Annotated in this window: 16 protein-coding genes; 6 read left to right on the top strand and 10 right to left on the bottom strand. The window is 60.9% G+C overall.

The genetic code is table 11. The features are described from left to right. The first annotated feature begins 141 nt into the window (after positions 1–141). Complete coding sequence (locus tag L6D81_RS03440) at positions 142–636, top strand: SprT family zinc-dependent metalloprotease (protein WP_236177903.1); 495 nt, start codon at positions 142–144, stop codon at positions 634–636. Positions 637–694: 58 nt separating this feature from the next. Here the strand turns inward: L6D81_RS03440 and L6D81_RS03435 are convergent, their stop codons facing one another. Further along, positions 695–1,876 carry a CaiB/BaiF CoA transferase family protein gene (locus L6D81_RS03435; protein WP_236177902.1) on the bottom strand — a complete coding sequence of 394 codons (1,182 nt, stop codon included), beginning with the start codon at positions 1,874–1,876 and terminating at the stop codon, positions 695–697. Between the two features lie 145 nt (positions 1,877–2,021). Further along, positions 2,022–3,356, bottom strand: coding sequence for a dicarboxylate/amino acid:cation symporter (locus tag L6D81_RS03430; protein WP_236177901.1), 1,335 nt, complete (start codon positions 3,354–3,356; stop codon positions 2,022–2,024). A 353-nt stretch (positions 3,357–3,709) separates the two neighbouring features. On the opposite strand from L6D81_RS03430, the gene L6D81_RS03425 reads away from it, so the two are divergent. Continuing rightward, positions 3,710–4,708, top strand: coding sequence for an AraC family transcriptional regulator (locus tag L6D81_RS03425; RefSeq protein WP_236177900.1), 999 nt, complete (start codon positions 3,710–3,712; stop codon positions 4,706–4,708). A 159-nt stretch (positions 4,709–4,867) separates the two neighbouring features. Beyond that, complete coding sequence (locus tag L6D81_RS03420) at positions 4,868–5,929, top strand: S8 family peptidase (protein WP_236177899.1); 1,062 nt, start codon at positions 4,868–4,870, stop codon at positions 5,927–5,929. Between the two features lie 105 nt (positions 5,930–6,034). Here the strand turns inward: L6D81_RS03420 and L6D81_RS03415 are convergent, their stop codons facing one another. From L6D81_RS03415 to L6D81_RS03405, 3 genes are all read right to left on the bottom strand, one after another. Then, positions 6,035–7,381 carry an ATP-binding protein gene (locus tag L6D81_RS03415; RefSeq protein ID WP_236177898.1) on the bottom strand — a complete coding sequence of 449 codons (1,347 nt, stop codon included), beginning with the start codon at positions 7,379–7,381 and terminating at the stop codon, positions 6,035–6,037. Beyond that, entirely contained in the window at positions 7,378–8,055 is a 678-nt protein-coding gene (locus tag L6D81_RS03410; protein ID WP_236177897.1) for a response regulator transcription factor, read from the bottom strand. The genes L6D81_RS03415 and L6D81_RS03410 overlap by 4 nt, the downstream gene beginning before the upstream one ends. A gap of 103 nt (positions 8,056–8,158) precedes the next feature. Next, on the bottom strand, positions 8,159–8,764 hold the full coding sequence (locus tag L6D81_RS03405; RefSeq protein ID WP_115078893.1) for a hypothetical protein: 606 nt from the start codon (positions 8,762–8,764) through the stop codon (positions 8,159–8,161). Positions 8,765–8,904: 140 nt separating this feature from the next. Between L6D81_RS03405 and L6D81_RS03400 the strand changes: the two genes are divergently transcribed. Next, complete coding sequence (locus L6D81_RS03400; protein WP_236177896.1) at positions 8,905–9,696, top strand: dienelactone hydrolase family protein; 792 nt, start codon at positions 8,905–8,907, stop codon at positions 9,694–9,696. A gap of 141 nt (positions 9,697–9,837) precedes the next feature. Continuing rightward, positions 9,838–10,563, top strand: a complete 726-nt coding sequence (locus L6D81_RS03395) for a 4'-phosphopantetheinyl transferase family protein (protein WP_236177895.1) — start codon at positions 9,838–9,840, stop codon at positions 10,561–10,563. Between the two features lie 6 nt (positions 10,564–10,569). Here L6D81_RS03395 and L6D81_RS03390 read toward each other — a convergent pair whose 3' ends face one another. Together L6D81_RS03390 and L6D81_RS03385 are read right to left on the bottom strand one after the other, a co-directional pair. Beyond that, the gene (locus L6D81_RS03390) at positions 10,570–12,180 is read right to left on the bottom strand and encodes an ATP-binding protein (RefSeq protein ID WP_236177894.1); all 1,611 of its coding nucleotides are present in this window, start codon (positions 12,178–12,180) and stop codon (positions 10,570–10,572) included. Next, positions 12,177–12,899 carry a response regulator gene (locus tag L6D81_RS03385; RefSeq protein WP_201816000.1) on the bottom strand — a complete coding sequence of 241 codons (723 nt, stop codon included), beginning with the start codon at positions 12,897–12,899 and terminating at the stop codon, positions 12,177–12,179. Before L6D81_RS03385 ends, L6D81_RS03390 begins: the two co-directional genes overlap by 4 nt. Positions 12,900–13,634: 735 nt before the next feature. On the opposite strand from L6D81_RS03385, the gene L6D81_RS03380 reads away from it, so the two are divergent. Then, entirely contained in the window at positions 13,635–16,529 is a 2,895-nt protein-coding gene (locus L6D81_RS03380) for a ribonucleoside-diphosphate reductase subunit alpha (protein WP_011335505.1), read from the top strand. Between the two features lie 519 nt (positions 16,530–17,048). Here L6D81_RS03380 and flgE read toward each other — a convergent pair. Genes flgE through flgC form a run of 3 tightly spaced genes read right to left on the bottom strand, consistent with a single transcriptional unit; the run spans position 17,049 to position 19,580 of the window. Next, positions 17,049–18,362: a flagellar hook protein FlgE gene (gene flgE / locus L6D81_RS03375; protein ID WP_039772113.1), complete on the bottom strand. Its 1,314-nt coding sequence runs from the start codon at positions 18,360–18,362 to the stop codon at positions 17,049–17,051. A gap of 30 nt (positions 18,363–18,392) precedes the next feature. Beyond that, a complete protein-coding gene (gene flgD, locus L6D81_RS03370) occupies positions 18,393–19,121 on the bottom strand; it encodes a flagellar hook assembly protein FlgD (RefSeq protein WP_236177893.1) in 729 nt (242 codons plus the stop codon). 15 nt (positions 19,122–19,136) lie between these two features. Next, positions 19,137–19,580 (bottom strand): flagellar basal body rod protein FlgC, encoded by a 444-nt coding sequence (gene flgC, locus L6D81_RS03365; protein ID WP_236177892.1) that lies wholly within the window; start codon positions 19,578–19,580, stop codon positions 19,137–19,139. Position 19,581: the final 1 nt, after the last annotated feature.

Below are 19,581 nucleotides of genomic sequence, written 5' to 3'. Positions count from 1 at the left end.
GAAGAACAAGATCCGCCAACACAGGCCGCCGCAAGGCGGCCTTCTCATGCCTGAAACAGACGTCGCGACCATTCGGCAGTCGGGTGATACGCAAGACTGGAAGGTTGCGGCATACTCCAAACCTCTGGAGATCCATCAAGCATGCCCGAGCAACTCAATACCCGCGTCGAAGACTGTTTCCAACTCGCTGAATCCTTTTTCAAACGTTCTTTCAAACGCCCCGTGGTGAGCCTCAAGCTGCGCGGGCAAAAAGCCGGGGTCGCGCATCTGCACGAGAACCTGCTGCGCTTCAATCCGCAGCTGTACCGGGAAAACACCGAACACTTCCTCAAGCAGACCGTGGCCCACGAAGTCGCGCACCTGATCGCCCATCAACTGTTCGGCGACCGCATCCAGCCCCACGGCGAGGAGTGGCAACTGATCATGCGTGGCGTCTACGAATTGTCGCCGGATCGCTGCCACACCTATGAAGTCAAACGTCGCAGCGTGACCCGTTACATCTATAAATGCCCGTGTGCCGACAGTGATTTTCCGTTTTCGGCGCAGCGCCATAGCCTGGTCCGGCAAGGTCGGCGCTATTTGTGCCGACGCTGTCGCCACACGCTGGTGTTCAGTGGCGAGATGCGGGTCGAGTAATTCCCCATCTCGTTCCCACGCTCTGCGTGGGAACGATCTTCTAACTGGGAGCTGCGAGCTACGCGACGACTTTCGCGGCACGTAATTCGGCAATCCGCTCAGGGCTCAACCCCAACTCCGCCAACACCTGATCCGTATGCTGCCCCAGCGCCGCGCCAACATGCCGCGGCGCCGGCAATGCCTCGGAGAACTTCAGCGGGCACGCGATCTGCGCCTGCGCCGAGCCATCTCCACGCGGCACCGGCGTCACCAGTTCCCGCGCCTGCAATTGCGGATGCTGCACCGCCTCGCTCAGGTTCAACACCGGTTCGACACAGGCGTCGATCCCGGCGAACAACTCGCACAGTTCAGCAAAGTCATGCTTCTCGAACTCGACTTTCAAGGCTTCCTTGAGCGCCCGTTGCTGTTCGGGTCTGGGTGACAAGCCCTGCGCCGCCAGTTCCGGCCTTCCCAGCGCCGTACACAGTGGCTGCATGAAGGCCGGTTCCAGACTGCCCACCGACATCCAGCGTCCGTCGCGGGAGCGGTAGTAATCGTAGAAACTGCCGCCATTGAGCATCTGATCTTCCCAACCCGGCTCCTCGCCGCAGGCCAGATACCCGGCACCGGCCATGGCGTTCAGGCTGAACGCGCAGTCGGTCATGCTCACGTCCAGGTGTGTGCCCTGCCCGGTTTGCTGGCGGGAAATCACCGCTGCCAACAGGCCGATCACCCCGTGCAGCGAGCCGCCAGCAATGTCCGCCACCTGCATGCCCAGTGGCAACGGCCCATTGTCGGCGCGCCCGGTATAACTGGAGAGCCCGGCCAGCGCCAGATAGTTGATGTCGTGGCCGGCGCGGTCCTTGTAGGGCCCGGTCTGGCCGTAACCGGTGATCGACACATAAATCAGCTTCGGATTGATCGCCTTCAGCACCTCGTAACCCAGCCCCAGCCGCTCCATCACCCCGGGACGAAACTGCTCCAGCACGATGTCGTAGTCCGCCAGCAGCTGTTTGACCAGCTCCAGCGCCTCGGGCTGCTTGAGGTCCAGCGCCAGGCTGCGCTTGTTGCGGTTGAGATAAGCGTGACTGGCCGAGCCCCCGTGATCGTGAGGCGGCAACACCCGCACCAGGTCGAGGCGGGTCGGCGATTCGATGCGCAGCACTTCGGCGCCCATGTCCGCCAGCAACAGCGAGGCGAACGGCCCCGGCAGCAGGGTCGAGAAATCCAGAATTTTCAGTGAGGCCAGCGGTGCAGACATGGGCAATCTCCATCAACGATGCCTGCAGCCTAGGCAGCCATCGGCGATGGGGCAATTACCGGATGCATCAGTTGCGCTGACCGTTGCGCTCAAACAGCAGGCAAGAAAAAACCCGCCGAAGCGGGTTTTTCCATTCAAGCGATGCTTACTTCACACTGCTCGGGGTCGGGCCTTCGGCCACGCCCAGGTCGTCTTCTTCACGCTCGTCGGAGATACCGCGACCGCCCGAGGCCAGCTCGGATTGCAGCACGTCGGTGTCCAGCTCCTTGACCCACTTGGCCACGACGATGGTCGCTACAGCGTTGCCGACCAGGTTGGTCAGGGCACGGGCTTCGGACATGAAGCGGTCGATACCCAGGATCAGCGCCAGACCGGCCACCGGCAGGTGACCTACGGCCGACAGAGTGGCCGCCAGTACGATGAAGCCCGAACCGGTCACACCGGCTGCGCCTTTGGAGGACAGCAGCAGCACCAGCAGCAGGGTGATCTGATGGGTGATGTCCATGTGGGTGTCGGTCGCCTGAGCGATGAACACGGCCGCCATGGTCAAGTAGATCGAGGTACCGTCGAGGTTGAACGAGTAGCCGGTCGGGATGACCAGACCCACCACCGATTTCTTCGCGCCCAGACGCTCCATCTTGATCAGCATGCGTGGCAGCGCCGATTCGGAGGAGGACGTACCCAGTACGATCAACAGTTCTTCACGGATGTAGCGCACCAGCTTCAGCACGCTGAAACCATGAGCCCGGCAGATCGAGCCCAGAACCACCAGCACGAACAGGATGCAGGTGATGTAGAAGCAGATCATCAACTGGCCCAACTGCACCAGCGAGCCGACACCGTAGGCACCGATGGTGAAGGCCATGGCACCCAGCGCACCCAGCGGCGCCAGCTTCATGATCATGTTGATGATGTTGAACATGACGTGGGCGAAACGATCGATCAGGTCCAGCAGCGGACGACCGTACGAACCCAGACGATGCAGCGCATAGCCGAAGATCACCGAGAACATCAACACTTGCAGGATGTCACCGGTGGCAAACGCGCCGACGATGGTGTTCGGGATCACGTTGAGGAGGAAGCCAACGATGCTCTGGTCTTTACTGGCCGTCACATAGGTGGCGATTTTCGAGGCGTCCAGGGTGGTCACGTCGATGTGCATGCCGGCGCCCGGTTGCACAACGTTGACCACGACCAGACCGATCAGCAGGGCAATGGTGGAAACGATTTCGAAGTACAGCAGCGCGTAGCCGCCGGTCTTGCCCACGGACTTCATGTTCTGCATGCCGGCGATGCCGCTGACAACGGTACAGAAGATGATCGGCGCAATGACCATTTTGATCAGTTTGATGAACCCGTCACCCAGTGGCTTGAGCGCCACACCGGTCTGTGGGTAGAAGTGACCGAGCAGGATGCCGATGGCGATGGCAACGATCACCTGGAAATACAGGGATTTGTACAGTGGCTGACGAGTCGTCATTGCAAAGTTCCTCAAGAGTCCCGCGTGGCAACATCCATCTGTTGAACGCGACACTTGAATTGCGAACCCTCCTGCACTGGAGGGATTTGTTGTGTCGAACGGCGCTTTTCCGGACCGGCTCGGCGCACGCTTCTGTCGCTCTTATCGCAAACGTCGTGCCACTTTGGTGCAAATCGCTGTAAGCCTTTTGATATCAGGGGATGCGGTTTTTTCTGTGTCACTGTTCGGTGACTCAAGTGTGGCGGATTTCCGCCAACTCCCGCGACCTCGTCCTACAATTTGGCGGAAATCCGCCTTGTTACCGGTCAAAGGCAGCCGCTACCATCGGTCGCCAGAGGAAGGATCTGCCGCCCATGCGCGAACGCACCATCGCCAGTCACTTTGCCCGCGCCGCCCTGGGTGGCGCACGGCGCTCGGGTTACGACTATTCGGACCTGCTGCAGCAACTGGGCATCAGCCCCGAACTGCTCGACGAGCCGCGCGCGCGGATCCCCCCGGAGCAATTCACCCAACTGATCCAGAACCTGTGGCTGGCGCTGGACGACGAATACCTGGGCTTCGGCAACGCGCCGAGCAAACCCGGCAGCTTCGCCATGATGTGCCATGCGATCATTCATTGCCGCAGCCTGGAGAAGGCTCTGCAACGCGGCTTGCTGTTTTACAGCCTATTCCCCGAAGCCCCGCGCCTGACCCTGACCCATGAAGACGAATGGGTGCGCCTGAGCCTCGACGATGCGCAATTGTGGGATCCGGATCACTTTCTCAGCGAAAGCCTGCTGGTGATCTGGCATCGCCTCGGCAGTTGGCTGATCGGCCAGCGGATCCGTCTTGAACAGGCCAGTTTCAGCTACCCGAAACCGGCGCACGGGGCGGAATACGATCTGCTGTTTTCCTGCCCGCTGGCATTTTCGGCAACGCACAGCAGCCTGCTGTTTCACAGCCGTTACCTGCACATGCCGCTGTTGCAGGACGAACGCACCCTCAAACATTTCCTCGAACGCTCCCCCGCCGACCTGCTGTCCCGCCCGGACGACGGCAACAGCCTGAGCAGCCGGCTGCGGCGCTTGCTCAGCCAAGACAGCGCGCGCTGGCCGGATCTGGAAGCCGTGGCCGCGCACCTGCACATCAGCCCGCAAACCCTGCGCCGGCATTTGCGCGAGGAAGGCACCAGTTTTCAGGAATTGAAGGATCAGTTGCGACGGGACATTGCGATCTATCACCTGGGGCGGGCCGATCTGTCGTTGCAACAGATCGCCGAACAGCTCGGGTTTTCCGAGCCGTCGGCGTTTCACCGGGCGTTCAAGAAGTGGACGGGGCTGACGCCAGGGGCTTATCGGGCGCAAGAACTCTGAAAAAGGTCATTCGCCATAGAAGGAAACAAACTGGGCACTTTGCCTCCCTGCTGAACCTTCCTTTCTGCTGATAGGGTTCCCCTTCAAGACAATCACCCTCCGCAACCTTTGCATCTGGCAGGAAGCCTGATGCGCACGGAGCTTCATGAAGGAACGACCATGCTTCAATCACCCATTGCAACCCTCACCACACTTGCCTTGCCATTCCTGTTAACGGGGTGCCTGGTAAATCCAGTACAGCCTTCCATTGATCCAACGCCGTACGAGACGCCTGAATATCGGGCTCAGAAAGCTCTGGCAATCGTCAATGCGTCGGCTCTCTATGCTCGTGGCGGCACCGGTCAGGATGTGGCTGTAGCCGTTGTCGACTCGGGTTTAAACGACAATCTGCCGGAGTTTCAGGGCAGGCTGAGGGATCCGGGATTCGATTATGTCGAAAACCGGGTCGGCACCCTCGACCGAATTGGTCACGGCACCCAGATGGCCGGCATTCTGGCGGCCAACAAGGACGACAAAGGCATGCACGGTATTGCCTTCGGCGCTCAGTTGATCCCCTATCGCTTCGGTGACGACAACGAACCATTTTTCTTTGATAGCGAGATAGCCCAATCCTGGCAAGCTGGTTTCGACAAGGGCGCGCGAATCTTCAACAACTCCTGGGCCAACGCCATCCCGGCGACCGAGATCAATGAGGCGCGCTACAACCAGGTCATGCCGGAATCATTGGCCACAGCGCGGAATATGGTTCAGGAAGGGGCAGTCTTCGTGTTCCCGACCGGAAACGAGTTGAAACGGGAACCCTTGGCCGAGCCTGGTTTGCCGCTCGCCCTGCCTGAACTTGAAAAAGGCTGGATCGCGGTGGTTGCCCTCAAGAGCGACGGCAGCACCATCAATGCAAAATCCAACTACTGCGGCGTGGCGGCAGCCTGGTGCATCGCTGTACCGGGCGGTGACTCAGGTTCCGACCAAGGCCTGTTGACCACCAACAAGAATGGTCAATACACCGAGACCGCTGGCACGTCGCCCGCTGCCGCGCTGGTTAGCGGAGCGCTCGCAGCCCTGCAAAGCCGCTATCCGGAACTCACGCCGCAACAAGTCCGCGAACGCCTGCTGAGCACCGCGAACCGGACAGGCATCTATGCAAACAGTGAAGCGTACGGTCGGGGCCTGCTGGATCTTGAAGCAGCTTCTCGCCCGGCCCCGCAGCCCATGGTTGATTGACGGGGCCGAGGCCGGCGAACATGACGGGCTGACACAATAGCAGTGAAAGCAATGCGGCTGATGTCATCGCCGATTTGCTGCCAGCAGGGGCCGAAAGGTCAACGTTTACATTGTCGGGAAATGAATCCTGAACGCCGCTCCGCCCATCGGTGAATCCCCCAGCGTCAGTTTCGCGCTGTAGCTCTCGATGATGTCCTTGACCACCGCCAGCCCGATCCCCTGCCCCGGATGCTGGCGATCCAGGCGTTCGCCGCGTTCGAGAATCCGTGCGCGCTGATCCGGTGGTACGCCGGGGCCGTCGTCTTCGATGCACAGGTCGAGTCCGCAATGGCTTTCGCGCACGCTGATGCGCACCTCGCCCAGGCACAGGCGATAGGCGTTTTCCAGCAGGTTGCCCATCATCTCCAGCAAGGCGCCCTGCTCGATCGGCACGTAACAGTGCTCCGGCAGATCGAAAGCGACGCGCACATGTTTGTCGCGGTAGACCTTGTCCAGCGTGTCGCACAGGCTTTGCAGCACCGGGCGCAGGCGCACCTGATGGCGCACCAGACCACTTTTGCGAAGGCTGGCGCGTTGCAACTGGTAGCCGATCTGCTGGCTCATGCGTTCGATCTGGGTTTGCAGCACCCAGGCCTGATCGCGGTCCTCGGGACGCTGGGCCATGTCTTCGCTGACGCCTTGCAATACCGCCAGCGGGGTTTTCAGGCTGTGAGCCAGATCGTCGAGGGAGTCGCGGTAACGGCTGCGCTGCTGACGTTCGCTGTGCAGCAGGCGGTTGAGCGATCCGGTCAGGCGCAGCAGTTCACGCGGGTGTTGTTCGCTGAGGCTTTCGAGGGTTCCGCCTTCGATTTCGTCGAGTTCCTGACTGAGCCGGCGCAAGGCTTTCAAGCCCCAGGTCAGGCCGATCCACAGCAGCGCCAGCAGCACCAGCAGCGCCGCACCGAAACCGAGGTAGAGGTTTTCCCGCAGGCCTTCGAGGGTGGTTTCGTACTCGCGCACCGGTTGCAGGGCCACGATACTGAAGGCTGCGCTCTTGCCGCCGAGCAGTTTGACTTCAACGTCGTAGACGAAGAATTCCTGACCGTTGGCCTCGCGGATTCGCGCGAACTCGTTGCCGAGGCCGTCGTAGCGCGGTGTGTAGTTGATCTTCTCTTCCTGGGTGCCCTTCGAACGCCAGACCAGATGCCCTTCGCGGTCGTAGATGTAGCCAAGCAAGCGATTGTCGGTGAGGTTGAAGCGCTCGTCGGGCAACTGTGCCGGCATCATCAGGTGGTTGTTTTCAACCCGCGCGGCGGAGATCAGCGTAGTGACGTCGGACGCCAGCCGCTGCTCGATCGAGTCCTGCAGCGCCAGGCTGAACGCGCCCTGCATCGCCGGGAGCAACGCGAGCATGAACAACACCGCCAGAGTGGTGGCGGCGAGCATCAGCCGGACGCGAAGGGAGCGGATCAAGTGCAGCGCTCATTGAACAGGTAACCGAGGCCGCGCACGGTGTCGATCGGTTTGAACCCGGCCGGGCCTTCGAGCTTGCGGCGCAGACGGCCGACCAGCACTTCGATCACGTTCGGATCGCGCTCGTCGTCATCCGGGTACAACTGTTCCATCAGCCGATCCTTGGGCACCACTTGCTGGTGATGACGCATGAGGTATTCGAGGATCCGGTATTCGTAGGCGGTCAGCGCCAGCGGTTGCTCATCGAGGCTCGCCTGCTTGCGATTCAGGTCCAGCAGCAACGGGCCGGCTACGATGGTCGACTGGGTGAAACCGCTGGAGCGACGCAGCAAGGCATTGAGCCGCGCTTCGAGCTCTTCGAACTGGAACGGCTTGACCAGATAATCGTCAGCCCCGGCAGCCAGGCCTTCGACCTTGTCCTGCCAGTTGCCGCGCGCGGTGAGGATCAGGATCGGAAACGTCTTGCCGCCCGAGCGCAGTTGGCGAATCAGGTCGAGGCCACTCATGCCCGGCAGGCCGAGGTCGATCACCGCCAGGTCAAAGTTGAATTGCCCGGTCTGGTACAACGCCTCTTCGGCGTTGGCCACGGATTCGACCACGTGACCGCTCTCCGTCAGGCGGGTTTGCAGGTGATGGCGCAACAGCGCTTCATCTTCGACGACCAACAGTTTCATGACGCTCTCCCGGGTAAATCGACAACTCCAAAGGCTTTCGCCTCACATGGCTGCGCCGGGTCGCCCTCGAAGGACGACCCGGCGCGGGCCTGACGCCAATCGCTTAGAAAGCGTAGTTGGCCGACAGGTAAGTCTGGGCGCTGCTGGTCAAATCCAGCGAGCCTTGCTTGCTGCCGCCACTCTCTTTCATCTCGGTACTGGCGTTGCTGCGCAGGTAACGGTAACCGAGTTCCACCGAGGTGTTCTGCGAGACTTGCTGCAACACACCGAACTGGCCGCCGACGGCGTAACCGATGTCGCTGTCGCGGCTGTAGCCCGGCGAGTCCTGGGTCAGCTTGGTCAGCCCTGCCGTGGCCCCGCCGAACAGCTTGGTGCTGCTACCCACCGGGTAGAACAGATCGTAGCTGCCCAGCAGGTTTTCCTGGCGCAGTTTAATGCCATTGTGCGAGCCGGACACATTGTCGTAGGTGGCGTAGTAGCGACCCTGGCTGTTTTGCTGACCCAGGCGCAGGCCGTAGGTGTTGTTGCCGTCGATGGCCGCGGTGGCGTCCGGGTGGCCGAGGTTGTCGTTCAGGGCGTTGGATTTCTTGATCTTGTCGCTGGTCTGGCCGAAGGTCAGGCCGGCAAAGTTGGTGGTGGTGTCGGCATGGGCAGCGATGCTTGCGCTCATGACAGTGAAAGCCAGCAGCAGTTTGTTCAAACGAGTCATTGAGTGTTCCTCAGTTGTGCTCTTCGGGTATGGCGCAAGGTTACTGCCCCTCCCCTGTACCGCCCCTGAACGCTCTCTGAACCTGGCCTGAATGAAATGAACTAGGCTGTTTTGACCCTTTATTGTCAGGAGACCCGATCATGCGCCTGCTTCTAACCCTCGCCCTCCTTGTTTTCAGCGGCCTCAGCCAAGCGGCGATCAAGACCGAGGAAATCCCCTACCAGAGCGCCGACGGCACAAAGCTGATCGGTTACTACGCCTACGACGACGCGATCAAGGGCCCGCGCCCTGGCGTGGTGGTGGTACATGAATGGTGGGGACTGAACGACTACGCCAAGCGCCGCGCCCGTGATCTCGCCGGGCTCGGTTACAGCGCGCTGGCCATCGACATGTACGGTGAAGGCAAGAACACCGAACACCCGAAAGATGCGATGGCGTTCATGCAAGCGGCCACGCAAAACACCGATGCGACCAGCAAGCGCTTTCAGGCCGGGCTGGATCTGCTGAAGAAACAGCCACAGACCGACAAGGATAAAATCGCCGCCATCGGTTACTGCTTCGGCGGTGCCGTGGTGCTGAACGCGGCGCGTCAAGGTGTGCCGCTGGCCGGTGTGGTGAGTTTCCACGGTGCGTTGGCCACCAAGACCCCGGCTGCGCCGGGCAGCGTGAAGGCGAAAATCCTCGTCGAACACGGTGCACTGGACAGCATGGTCACCCCGGACAACGTCACGGCGTTCAAGTCGGAAATGGACAAGGCCGGCGCCGACTATCAATTCGTCAGCCTCGACGGTGCCAAACACGGCTTCAGCAATCCCGACGCGGATCGTTTGAGCCACGGCGATCACGGCGGCCCGGATATCGGCTACAACAAGGCTGCCGATGAAAAATCCTGGGCGGACATGCAGGCGTTCTTCAAGAAAATCTTTGGCTGAATCCCTGTTGCTGATCGTTCCCACGCTCTGCGTGGGAACGATCACAATTCGAGGCCGCAGCGTCGGAGCGATCACGGTTCGACGTGGGAACGATCATGTCGGCACTATCCAGCCTGAGGACAACTCGGCAAAATGCCGGACATGACTGCCAGCCCTCTCCTCCCCGCCTGCTGCACCCCGCTCGATGCCCATTGGCCGCTGCCGACGGTGTTGCCTGACACCGTGCTGCTGAGTACCCATTTCGACCCGTCGCAACTGCTCGGCGATGACTTTCGTCGTAGCGCCATCGAGCCGCCGCCGAGCATCCAGCGTTCGGTGGCCAAGCGGCAGGCGGAATTCCTCGCCGGGCGGATTTGCGCCCGGGCCGCGTTGCAGCAACTGGAAGGCTCAAGCACTGTTCCAGCGATCGGCGAAGACCGCGCGCCCATCTGGCCGGCGCACATCTGCGGCTCGATCACCCACAGCACCGGTCGCGCGGCGGCGATTGTCGCCAACAAACGGCACTGGCGCGGATTGGGCATGGACCTGGAAAACCTGCTCAACGCCGAACGCGCCGAGCGACTGGCCGGTGAGATCCTGACCCCACCGGAATTGCAGCGCATGGCCGCCGCTTCCCGGGATCAGATCGCGTTGTGGGTGACCCTGACCTTTTCGGTGAAAGAAAGCCTGTTCAAGGCGCTGTACCCGATCGTGCAGCAGCGCTTCTACTTCGAACACGCCGAGGTGCTGGAATGGAATGAACAGGGTCAGGTGCGGCTGCGGCTGTTGACGGATCTGTCCAGCGAATGGCGCAACGGTACGGAGCTCGATGCGCAATTTGGCGTGCAGGACGGGCAGTTGCTGAGTCTGGTCAGCATCGAGGCGTAAGCGGCTTCAGCGCCGCTCCTGATTCCTCGGCCAGCTCAGACTGAAACACGCCCCGCCCAGACTTTTGCTCTTGCCGATCAGCGCCCGGCCGTCGTGCCAATGGATAATCCGCCGCACGATCGACAGGCCCAGCCCGTGCCCACCGGACGCCCGGGTGCGACTGTCGTCCAGGCGCAGGAACGGCGTGAAGATTTTCTCCCACGCGGTTTCCGGCACACCGGGACCGTCGTCCTCGACATCCACCCGGCAACGCATCTGCCCGACCTGATAGCTGACCGTGACCTTCGAGCGCGCGTGGCGCATGGCGTTGCTGACCAGATTCTGCAAGGCGCGGTGCAGGTAACGCGGCTCGGCCTCGACCCAGGCGTCATCGCAATCGGCCGCCGACAGGCACAGGCCGCGCTGCACCGTAATTTCGGCACGCAGGGGCGCCAGCTCCTGGATCACCTGATTGACCAGCGCATCCAGATCGATGCGCTGGAAGGTCAGCGCCGGCGAGCCCTGCTCCAGCCGGGCGTACGTGAGCATTTCGTCGACCAGTTTGTCGAGATCTTCGATGTCGTGGTCCATGCCCTCGCGGTATTTTTCCAGCGCCTGCGGGGTGGTGGCCGAGCCGATCATCTCCAGACCGAAACGCAGGCGCGCCACCGGCGTACGCAACTCATGGGACACCGCGCGCACCAGTTCTCGCTGAATGGCGAGCAACTGCTGCAAGTGCTCGGCCATGCCGTTGAACGCCGCTGCCAGTTTGCCCACCGAGTCGGCGCCACGGGCCGGAACACGGGTTTCCAGGCTGCCCTTGGCGATGCGCGTGGCGGCGGCTTCGAGCCCGCGCAAACGCCGTTCGAGCTGACGCACCAATAAATAGACGATCAGACCGATCAGGGTCAGCCCAAGGGCAGCGATCAAAACCAGCCATTGCGGCGGGTACGGGTTCATCTGATACAGCGGCCCGATTTCCAGCACCCACGGCGTGCCGACCATGCCCGCAAACACCCGGATCGAATCGCCGCCCTTGCCCAGCGCCATCACCGTATCGCCCTCGGACACCCGACGGCTCTGGTCTTCGTCCATGTCGGCATCGCTGACCGTGACCAGCCGCAAATCGAAACCGAACCCTTTGTCTTCCTTCAATTGTGCCAACCGTTTGGGTTGTTCGCCCACCGGCACCCGCACCAGCTCATCGGCCAACAGGTAAATGGTCGCCCGGGCCAGTTGCTCACTGATCTGCTGCACCTCGCCCACCAGCACCAACTGCTCCTTGTCGCTGACCAGTCGATAGACCTTGGCCGCGTGCGGGCCGGTCTGCTCGACCAGCGCCTGCCCGCGCTGCACCCGGGTGCGCTGGGTCAGGTCGAGATCGGTCTGGGCAAAGGTCTTCAGTGCCAGCGGAATCCCGAGCAGCCGCTCCCACACCAGCAAGGCGCGATGGCGCTCGGTCTCGTTCATCGGTTGCAGATTGTCGGCCATCAGCGAAAACGTGCCGTGGGCCAGGCGCTCGCGATATTGCTCGCTGCGCACCTGGTTGAGCAGGTGCAGCGCCAGCACGCCGAGCACCGCCACCAGAATCAGTGCCGCGCACATGCCGCCATAGATGCGCAGGAAGATCGAGTTCACAGCGGCAGTTCTACGCAGGCTTCCGGCACGAACAGATAACCCTTGCTGCGGATGGTCTTGATCAGGCGCGGGTGATCGGGGTCGTCGCCGATCTTCGGGCGGATGCGCGAGATGCGCACATCGATCGAGCGGTCCTGGCCGTCGTAGCCAATGCCGCGCAGTGCGGTGAAGATCTCTTCCCGGGACAGGATCCGTCCCGCGTTGGACACCAGCAGCCAGAGCAGATCGAATTCGGCACTGGTCAGCTCGATGCCACTGTCACTGAGCCAGGCTTCGCGCAACGCGTTGTCCACCACCAGCGGACCGAATTGCAGCCGACGCGGATTGCCTGCCGCCGGCTCCGGTGTATCACTGCGTCGCAGCAACGCCTGAATGCGCGCCAGCAACAGCCGTGGGCGCACCGGTTTGCACACATAGTCGTCGGCGCCGAGGTCGAGGCCGAGGATCTGGTCGGCGTCATCGGTGCGCGCGGTGAGCATCAGGATCGGCCCGTCGTAGCGGTCGCGCACCTTGCGGCAGATGCTCAGGCCGTCTTCGCCGGGAAGCATCAGGTCGAGGATCACCAGGTCCGGCTGTTCCTTGATGATCCGCGCCGCCGCCAGTGCACCGTTGCCTTCGATCTCCACGCGCAATCCGTTGGCTTGCAGGTATTCACGGGTCAGTTCGGCCAGACGCTGGTCGTCCTCGACTATCAATACCTGCCAGGCTTCTTGCTCCACGGGTGACCTCTGCTTGCCGATGCTGCATATAAAGGAAAGATCCTCCCGTCTTTTTGTCATCTTTAAGGAGGATAAGAATGCGTACACATGGACCGATTGTATAAACGGCGTACAGCCAGAAGACAAGTCGGTAAATGCGTTCGGACACGGCGGATTTTTGTGATAGGGTTCGCGCCCTTAAAAATCCGCTGAAGCGTTTTTCCGAACTGAAAAACAGTGACAAACGGTCTAGCTCAGCAGGTTCGCGGCCTACACGTGAATTCGACATTTCGCACACAATTTACGCACAGGGTTATCCACAGGCTGTCCGTTGCAATCCTCCCCCAAAACGCATTATCTTGTAGCCCGCGCTTGAAAAAACCCTACATGTAGGGGTTGAGGCCAAAAAACCAAACACAAACCGGACAGTGAATTCAAGGCTTTTTATTGCCATTGTCGGGTTGAACCAAACGTATTTTCAGAAGACCAAACCGCGCCTGCGGATGGCTACCGTTTTTCAGCCGATCACGGCGTAAACGGTACGGGTGTTGCAGTCCGAAACTGCTCCCCGAAAGGAATGCGGTTTCACGCGTATCGCGCGAACCGAAGACTTCGGCATGGAAGCGGCGCCCACAAGGCCCCCTTCCTGAACTGTCCCGAAGTCGTTACCCGGCAACTGCCGGTTGTAGTGCTTCAGGACGGAACGGTGGGCACCGTGATGGTGCCCAAACAAACATAGAGAACGTGGAGACACCCATGCAAACCGACACAACTCGCGAGAACCCGCAGGGCACCTTGCCGCAGGCCGCCGATTCGAATTCGGATCTGGCTGCCACCGCGCCTGGCCAACTGCGTGTGATCAAGCGTAATGGCACTGTCGTTCCTTACACCGATGACAAGATCACCGTCGCTATCACCAAAGCGTTTCTCGCAGTTGAGGGCGGCACCGCTGCCGCTTCGTCGCGAATCCACGACACCGTTGCCCGTCTGACCGAACAGGTCACCGCGACCTTCAAGCGTCGCATGCCGTCGGGCGGCACCATCCACATCGAAGAAATCCAGGACCAGGTCGAACTGGCCCTGATGCGTGCCGGCGAGCAGAAAGTCGCCCGCGACTACGTGATCTACCGTGACGCCCGTTCCAAGGAACGCGCCACCCGCACCACCGCCGAAGCTCCGGTACAGGCGCACCCGTCGATCCGCATCACCCGCGCCGACGGCAGCCTCGCGCCGCTGGACATGGGCCGCCTGAACACCATCGTCACCGAAGCCTGCGAAGGTCTGGCCGAGGTCGACGGCGACCTGATCCAGCGCGAAACCCTGAAGAACCTGTACGACGGCGTGGCCCTGAACGACGTCAACACCGCGCTGGTGATGACCGCCCGCACCCTGGTCGAGCGCGAGCCGAACTATTCGTTCGTGACCGCCCGCCTGCTGATGGATACCCTGCGTGCCGAAGGCCTGGGCTTCCTGGGCGTGGCCGAGAGCGCCACTCACCACGAAATGGCCGACCTGTACGCCAAGGCCCTGCCGGCCTACGTTGCCAAAGGTATCGAGTTCGAACTGCTGAACCCTGTGCTGGCCTCCTTCGACCTGGAAAAACTGGGCAAGGCGATCAACCACGAGCGCGACCAGCAATTCACCTACCTGGGCCTGCAGACCCTGTACGACCGTTACTTCATCCACAAGGATGGCGTGCGTTTCGAACTGCCACAGATCTTCTTCATGCGCGTGGCCATGGGCCTGGCCATCGAAGAGAAGCAGAAAGAAGACCGTGCGATCGAGTTCTACAACCTGCTGTCCTCGTTCGACTACATGGCTTCGACCCCGACCCTGTTCAACGCCGGCACCCTGCGTCCACAGCTGTCGAGCTGCTACCTGACCACCGTGCCGGATGACCTGTCGGGCATCTACCACGCGATCCACGACAACGCCATGCTGTCGAAATTCGCCGGCGGCCTGGGCAACGACTGGACCCCGGTTCGTGCGCTGGGCTCGTACATCAAGGGCACCAACGGCAAGTCACAGGGCGTGGTTCCGTTCCTGAAAGTGGTGAACGACACCGCCGTCGCCGTTAACCAGGGTGGCAAGCGCAAAGGCGCTGTCTGTGCCTACCTGGAAACCTGGCACATGGACATCGAGGAGTTCATCGAACTCCGTAAGAACACCGGTGATGACCGTCGTCGTACCCACGACATGAACACTGCCAACTGGATCCCTGACCTGTTCATGAAGCGCGTCTTCGATGACGGCAAGTGGACCCTGTTCTCGCCGTCCGAAGTACCGGACCTGCACGACCTGACCGGCAAGGCCTTCGAAGAGCGCTACGAATACTACGAAGCCCTGACCGAATACCCGGGCAAGATCAAGCTGTTCAAGACCATTCAGGCCAAAGACCTGTGGCGCAAGATGCTGTCGATGCTGTTCGAAACCGGCCACCCATGGCTGACGTTCAAGGACCCGTGCAACCTGCGCAGCCCGCAGCAGCACGTCGGCGTCGTTCACAGCTCGAACCTGTGCACCGAGATCACCCTGAACACCAACAAGGACGAGATCGCGGTCTGCAACCTGGGCTCGATCAACCTGCCGAACCACATCGTCGACGGCAAGCTGGACACCGCCAAACTCAAGCGCACCATCGACGTCGCCGTGCGCATGCTCGACAACGTGATCGACATCAACTACTACTCGGTGCCGCAGGCGAAGAACTCCAACTTCCGCCACCGCCCGGTCGGTCTGGGCATCATGGGCTTCCAGGACGCGCTGTACCTGCAGCACATCCCGTACGGTTCCGACGCTGCCGTCGAGTTCGCCGACAAGTCGATGGAAGCGGTCAGCTACTACGCGATCCAGGCTTCCTGCGACCTGGCCGACGAGCGCGGCTCGTACGAGACGTTCCAGGGTTCGCTGTGGTCCAAAGGCGTACTGCCGCTGGATTCGCAACAGATCCTGATCGAAGCACGTGGCCAGAAGTACATCGACGTCGACCTGACCGAGTCCCTGGACTGGGCACCGGTTCGCGCCCGTGTACAGAAAGGCATCCGTAACTCGAACATCATGGCCATCGCACCGACCGCGACCATCGCCAACATCACCGGCGTCTCGCAGTCGATCGAACCGACCTACCAGAACCTGTACGTGAAATCGAACCTGTCGGGCGAATTCACCGTGATCAACCCTTACCTGGTTCGCGACCTGAAGGCTCGCGGCCTGTGGGACTCGGTCATGATCAACGACCTGAAGTACTACGACGGTTCGGTTCAGCAGATCGAGCGCATCCCGCAAGAACTCAAAGAGCTCTACGCGACCGCGTTCGAAGTGGACACCAAGTGGATCGTTGACGCCGCCAGCCGTCGTCAGAAGTGGATCGACCAGGCCCAGTCGCTGAACCTGTACATCGCCGGCGCTTCGGGCAAGAAGCTGGACGTGACCTACCGCATGGCCTGGTACCGTGGTCTGAAAACCACTTACTACCTCCGTGCCCTGGCCGCGACCAGCACCGAGAAGTCGACCATCAACACCGGCAAGCTGAACGCTGTATCCAGCGGCGGCAACCACGGCGACGACTCGGTCCTGGCAGCCCCTGCCGGCCCGGCTCCAGTACCGAAGGCTTGCGCCATCGACGAGCCGGATTGCGAAGCTTGCCAATAAGCTGAGCTGAATCAGGCGTTGCGAAACACCTGATCCGAGAAACCCCCGACAGACTTCTGGTTTGTCGGGGGTTTTCTTTTGCCCGCGAAAAAGCAAAAGCCCCCTAACCCTAGCCCTCCCGAAACGTCGGACCGCCCAGAGGGAGAGGGAACCGACCGAGTTGCTTTGAAAAGATACGCCGACGTGAAATACCGAGTTGAACTCAAGTCTTAAAAAGCAAACATCCCGCGCCTGCCTTTGCTTTCACCACTGAACACGATGAGCGTTAGCTCGAGTAAAGCTTTTGACGTGCCGGCCCCATCGGAACGAAGGAACACCGAGCCCCAGCGAGGGGCCGAACGCCGGGGCCCAGCCTTTTGGTTCCTTTTTGCTGGGCCGGCATTCCGGCGTCTGAAAAAGGGACTCGCCGTCAGGGCGAAACCGCCAGCGGCAGCACCCGGAGCAACGGATATATCCTCAATCCCAAGGCAAAAAAAGCCCCTCAAAAAGAGGGGCTCCTTAACCAGCCAAAACTCAGAATCAGGTCATCTGAATAATGGTCTGCATGATGGTGCTCTGAGTGGAGATGGTCTTGGCATTCGCCTGATAGTTACTCTGACCCTTGATCAGATCAACCAGCTCATTGGTCAGGTTAACGTTCGACTCTTCCAGCGAGTTCGAAACCACCGAACCCAGCGTACCGGTCTCCGGCGCATCGTAGCCCGGAATACCCGAAGCGAAAGTCTCTTTCCAGCTGGTACCACCGATCGGCTGCAGGCCCTGCTCGTTGGTGAAGCTCGCCAGCGCAACCTGGCCGATGGCCTTGCTCTGGTTGTTGCTGAAGTTGGCGAACAGCGTACCGGTACCGTCGATGGTCAGGTTGGTGATCTGGCCAGTGGCGTAACCATCCTGAGTCGGGATCGAACGCGCGGTGTCAGCGTTGTATTGAGTGGTCTTGGCCATCGAAATGGTAATGCCGGCCGGGTTAGCCGAAGCACCGTTGGCCGTCCACACACCGTTGGTGACAGTGCCCGGTACCCAGCCAGTGAGTTTCAGGTCGCTGCTGATCACGGCAGGCGGAGTGCTGACCTGAGTCAGCTTGCCAGTGGAGTCAAAGGTCATGGTCGATGCGACAGGCGCAGTGACTTTCGGATCGCTGCCGGTAGCATCCGGGTTGCGACCGTCCACCAGGGTGTAGACCTTCCAGGTGTTGGCGCCGGTCTTCACCATGTACTGATCCATGACATGGGAGTTGCCCTGGCTGTCATAGATCGGAGTGCTGAACGACTTGGTGTAGGTCGCAAGGTTGGTCGGGTCGAACTTGCCGGCCGCTACTGTGTCGTCGATCACCGGAGCGGTCGAGTTCAGGTTGATGGTCGAGGTCACCAGCGAGGTGGACTTCGGCGCCAGGTTCGAGGTGTCGATCTTCAGATCGGTCAACACGCCGTTGATGATCTTGCCGTTGGAATCCACACCGTAGCCTTGCAGACGCGAGGTGTAGTCGGTGTTGGTAATGAAGCCGTCCTTGTCGACCTTGAACGTACCGGCACGGGTGTAGGAGATCGAACCGTTGTTGCTCAGGGTGAAGAAGCCCGAACCGTTGATCCCCATGTCCAGCACGTTGCCGGTGTTGTTGATGTCGCCCTGGGTGAACTGCTGGGAAACGTTGGCCAGGCGCACACCGTTACCGATGACCTTGCTGCCGCTGCCCAGGCGAGTCGCCGAGTAGACGTCTTCGAATTCTGCACGGGAGGATTTGAAACCGGCGGTCGCGACGTTGGCGATGTTGTTGCCGGTCACATCCAGTTGCTTGTTGGCTGCATAGAGACCGCTAAGGCCGATATTGAAAGACATATTCCACTCCTTTGTGCCGGTTGGTCGGCTCTATATACCAATGGTTTGTACTTTGGACAGGGCGACGGTGCCCTTGCCGGACAGGTTGAGCATCAACTCGCCACCGGTCTGGCTGATCGTCACGCTGGTGACCGTGGCGGGCAGGTAGGTCGCCAGGTCGGTCGCGGTGCCGTTGATCGAGGCGTTGGCCTTGACGGTGTAGGTACCGGTTTTCACCAGATTGCCGTCCTTGTCCTTGCCGTCCCAGGTGAAGCTCGCATTGCCGGCGGCGCGACTGCCCAGATCGATGGTACGAACGGTGGCACCGCTGCTGTCGGTGATGGTGACGGTACCGCCGGCAATCGACGACGGGACGGTGACCGAACCGGTCATGCCTTTGCTCGGATCGTCCAGCTGAACCGTGTTGGTCTGCACAATCACATTGCGACCCACCAGCGACGACGCCTGCAACGCTTGCGACGAGTTGTAGTTGCCGGCCAGCGAACTGACGGTGCTGTTGAGGGTGGTGATCCCCTCGAGGCTGCTGAACTGCGCCAGCTGGGCAACGAATGCGCTGTTGTCCTGCGGGTCGAGCGGGTTCTGGTTTTTCAGCTGGGTCACCAGCAGTTGCAGGAACGCGTCCTTGCCCAGGGCCTGGCCGCCGGTCGAGCTGTTGGTGGCCGAAGCGATGCCGCCGGTGGTGGTGCTACTGGTCTTCTTCGAAGAGTTGGCCAGTATGTCGTTCATCGTCAGGCTGCTGGTGGTATCGGTAACACTCATGGCAGTCGCCCCTTATCACTGACCGAGGGTCAGTACCTTCTGCATCATGGTCTTGGCGGTGTTCATCATTTCAGCGTTGGTCTGGAACGAACGGCTCGCGGAAATCATGTCAGCCATTTCTTCCACCACGTTGACGTTCGGGTAGTAGACGTAGCCCTTGGCGTCGGCCGCCGGATGGTTCGGCTCGTAGCGCGCTTCGAGGTTGCTCTGGTCTTCGACCACACCGAGCACCTGCACGCCCTGACCGACCGCGTCCTGGTTCTGGAACAGCGAATTGCTGCCGCCGCTCTGGCCGCCCTGAAACATGGTGGCAAACACCGGATGACGGGCACGATAGGTCTGGTCGATGCTCGACGAGACGGTCTCGGCGTTGGCGATGTTCGAGGCCACGGTGTTGAGACGGGTGGTCTGGGCGCTCATGCCGCTGCCGGCAATGTTGAAAACGCTGGACAGGGACATG

The organism is Pseudomonas sputi (assembly GCF_021603585.1).
Lineage (GTDB): Bacteria > Pseudomonadota > Gammaproteobacteria > Pseudomonadales > Pseudomonadaceae > Aquipseudomonas > Aquipseudomonas sputi.
This window is presented reverse-complemented; position numbering and strand designations above follow the sequence as displayed.

Coding starts and splice junctions, on each gene's coding strand:
- L6D81_RS03440 (WP_236177903.1), top strand. CDS start 142: ATGCCCGAGCAACTCAATACCCGCGTCGAAGACTGTTTCCAACTCGCT.
- L6D81_RS03435 (WP_236177902.1), bottom strand. CDS start 1,876: ATGTCTGCACCGCTGGCCTCACTGAAAATTCTGGATTTCTCGACCCTG.
- L6D81_RS03430 (WP_236177901.1), bottom strand. CDS start 3,356: ATGACGACTCGTCAGCCACTGTACAAATCCCTGTATTTCCAGGTGATC.
- L6D81_RS03425 (WP_236177900.1), top strand. CDS start 3,710: ATGCGCGAACGCACCATCGCCAGTCACTTTGCCCGCGCCGCCCTGGGT.
- L6D81_RS03420 (WP_236177899.1), top strand. CDS start 4,868: ATGCTTCAATCACCCATTGCAACCCTCACCACACTTGCCTTGCCATTC.
- L6D81_RS03410 (WP_236177897.1), bottom strand. CDS start 8,055: ATGAAACTGTTGGTCGTCGAAGATGAAGCGCTGTTGCGCCATCACCTG.
- L6D81_RS03405 (WP_115078893.1), bottom strand. CDS start 8,764: ATGACTCGTTTGAACAAACTGCTGCTGGCTTTCACTGTCATGAGCGCA.
- L6D81_RS03400 (WP_236177896.1), top strand. CDS start 8,905: ATGCGCCTGCTTCTAACCCTCGCCCTCCTTGTTTTCAGCGGCCTCAGC.
- L6D81_RS03395 (WP_236177895.1), top strand. CDS start 9,838: ATGACTGCCAGCCCTCTCCTCCCCGCCTGCTGCACCCCGCTCGATGCC.
- L6D81_RS03380 (WP_011335505.1), top strand. CDS start 13,635: ATGCAAACCGACACAACTCGCGAGAACCCGCAGGGCACCTTGCCGCAG.
- flgE (WP_039772113.1), bottom strand. CDS start 18,362: ATGTCTTTCAATATCGGCCTTAGCGGTCTCTATGCAGCCAACAAGCAA.
- flgD (WP_236177893.1), bottom strand. CDS start 19,121: ATGAGTGTTACCGATACCACCAGCAGCCTGACGATGAACGACATACTG.
- flgC (WP_236177892.1), bottom strand. CDS start 19,580: ATGTCCCTGTCCAGCGTTTTCAACATTGCCGGCAGCGGCATGAGCGCC.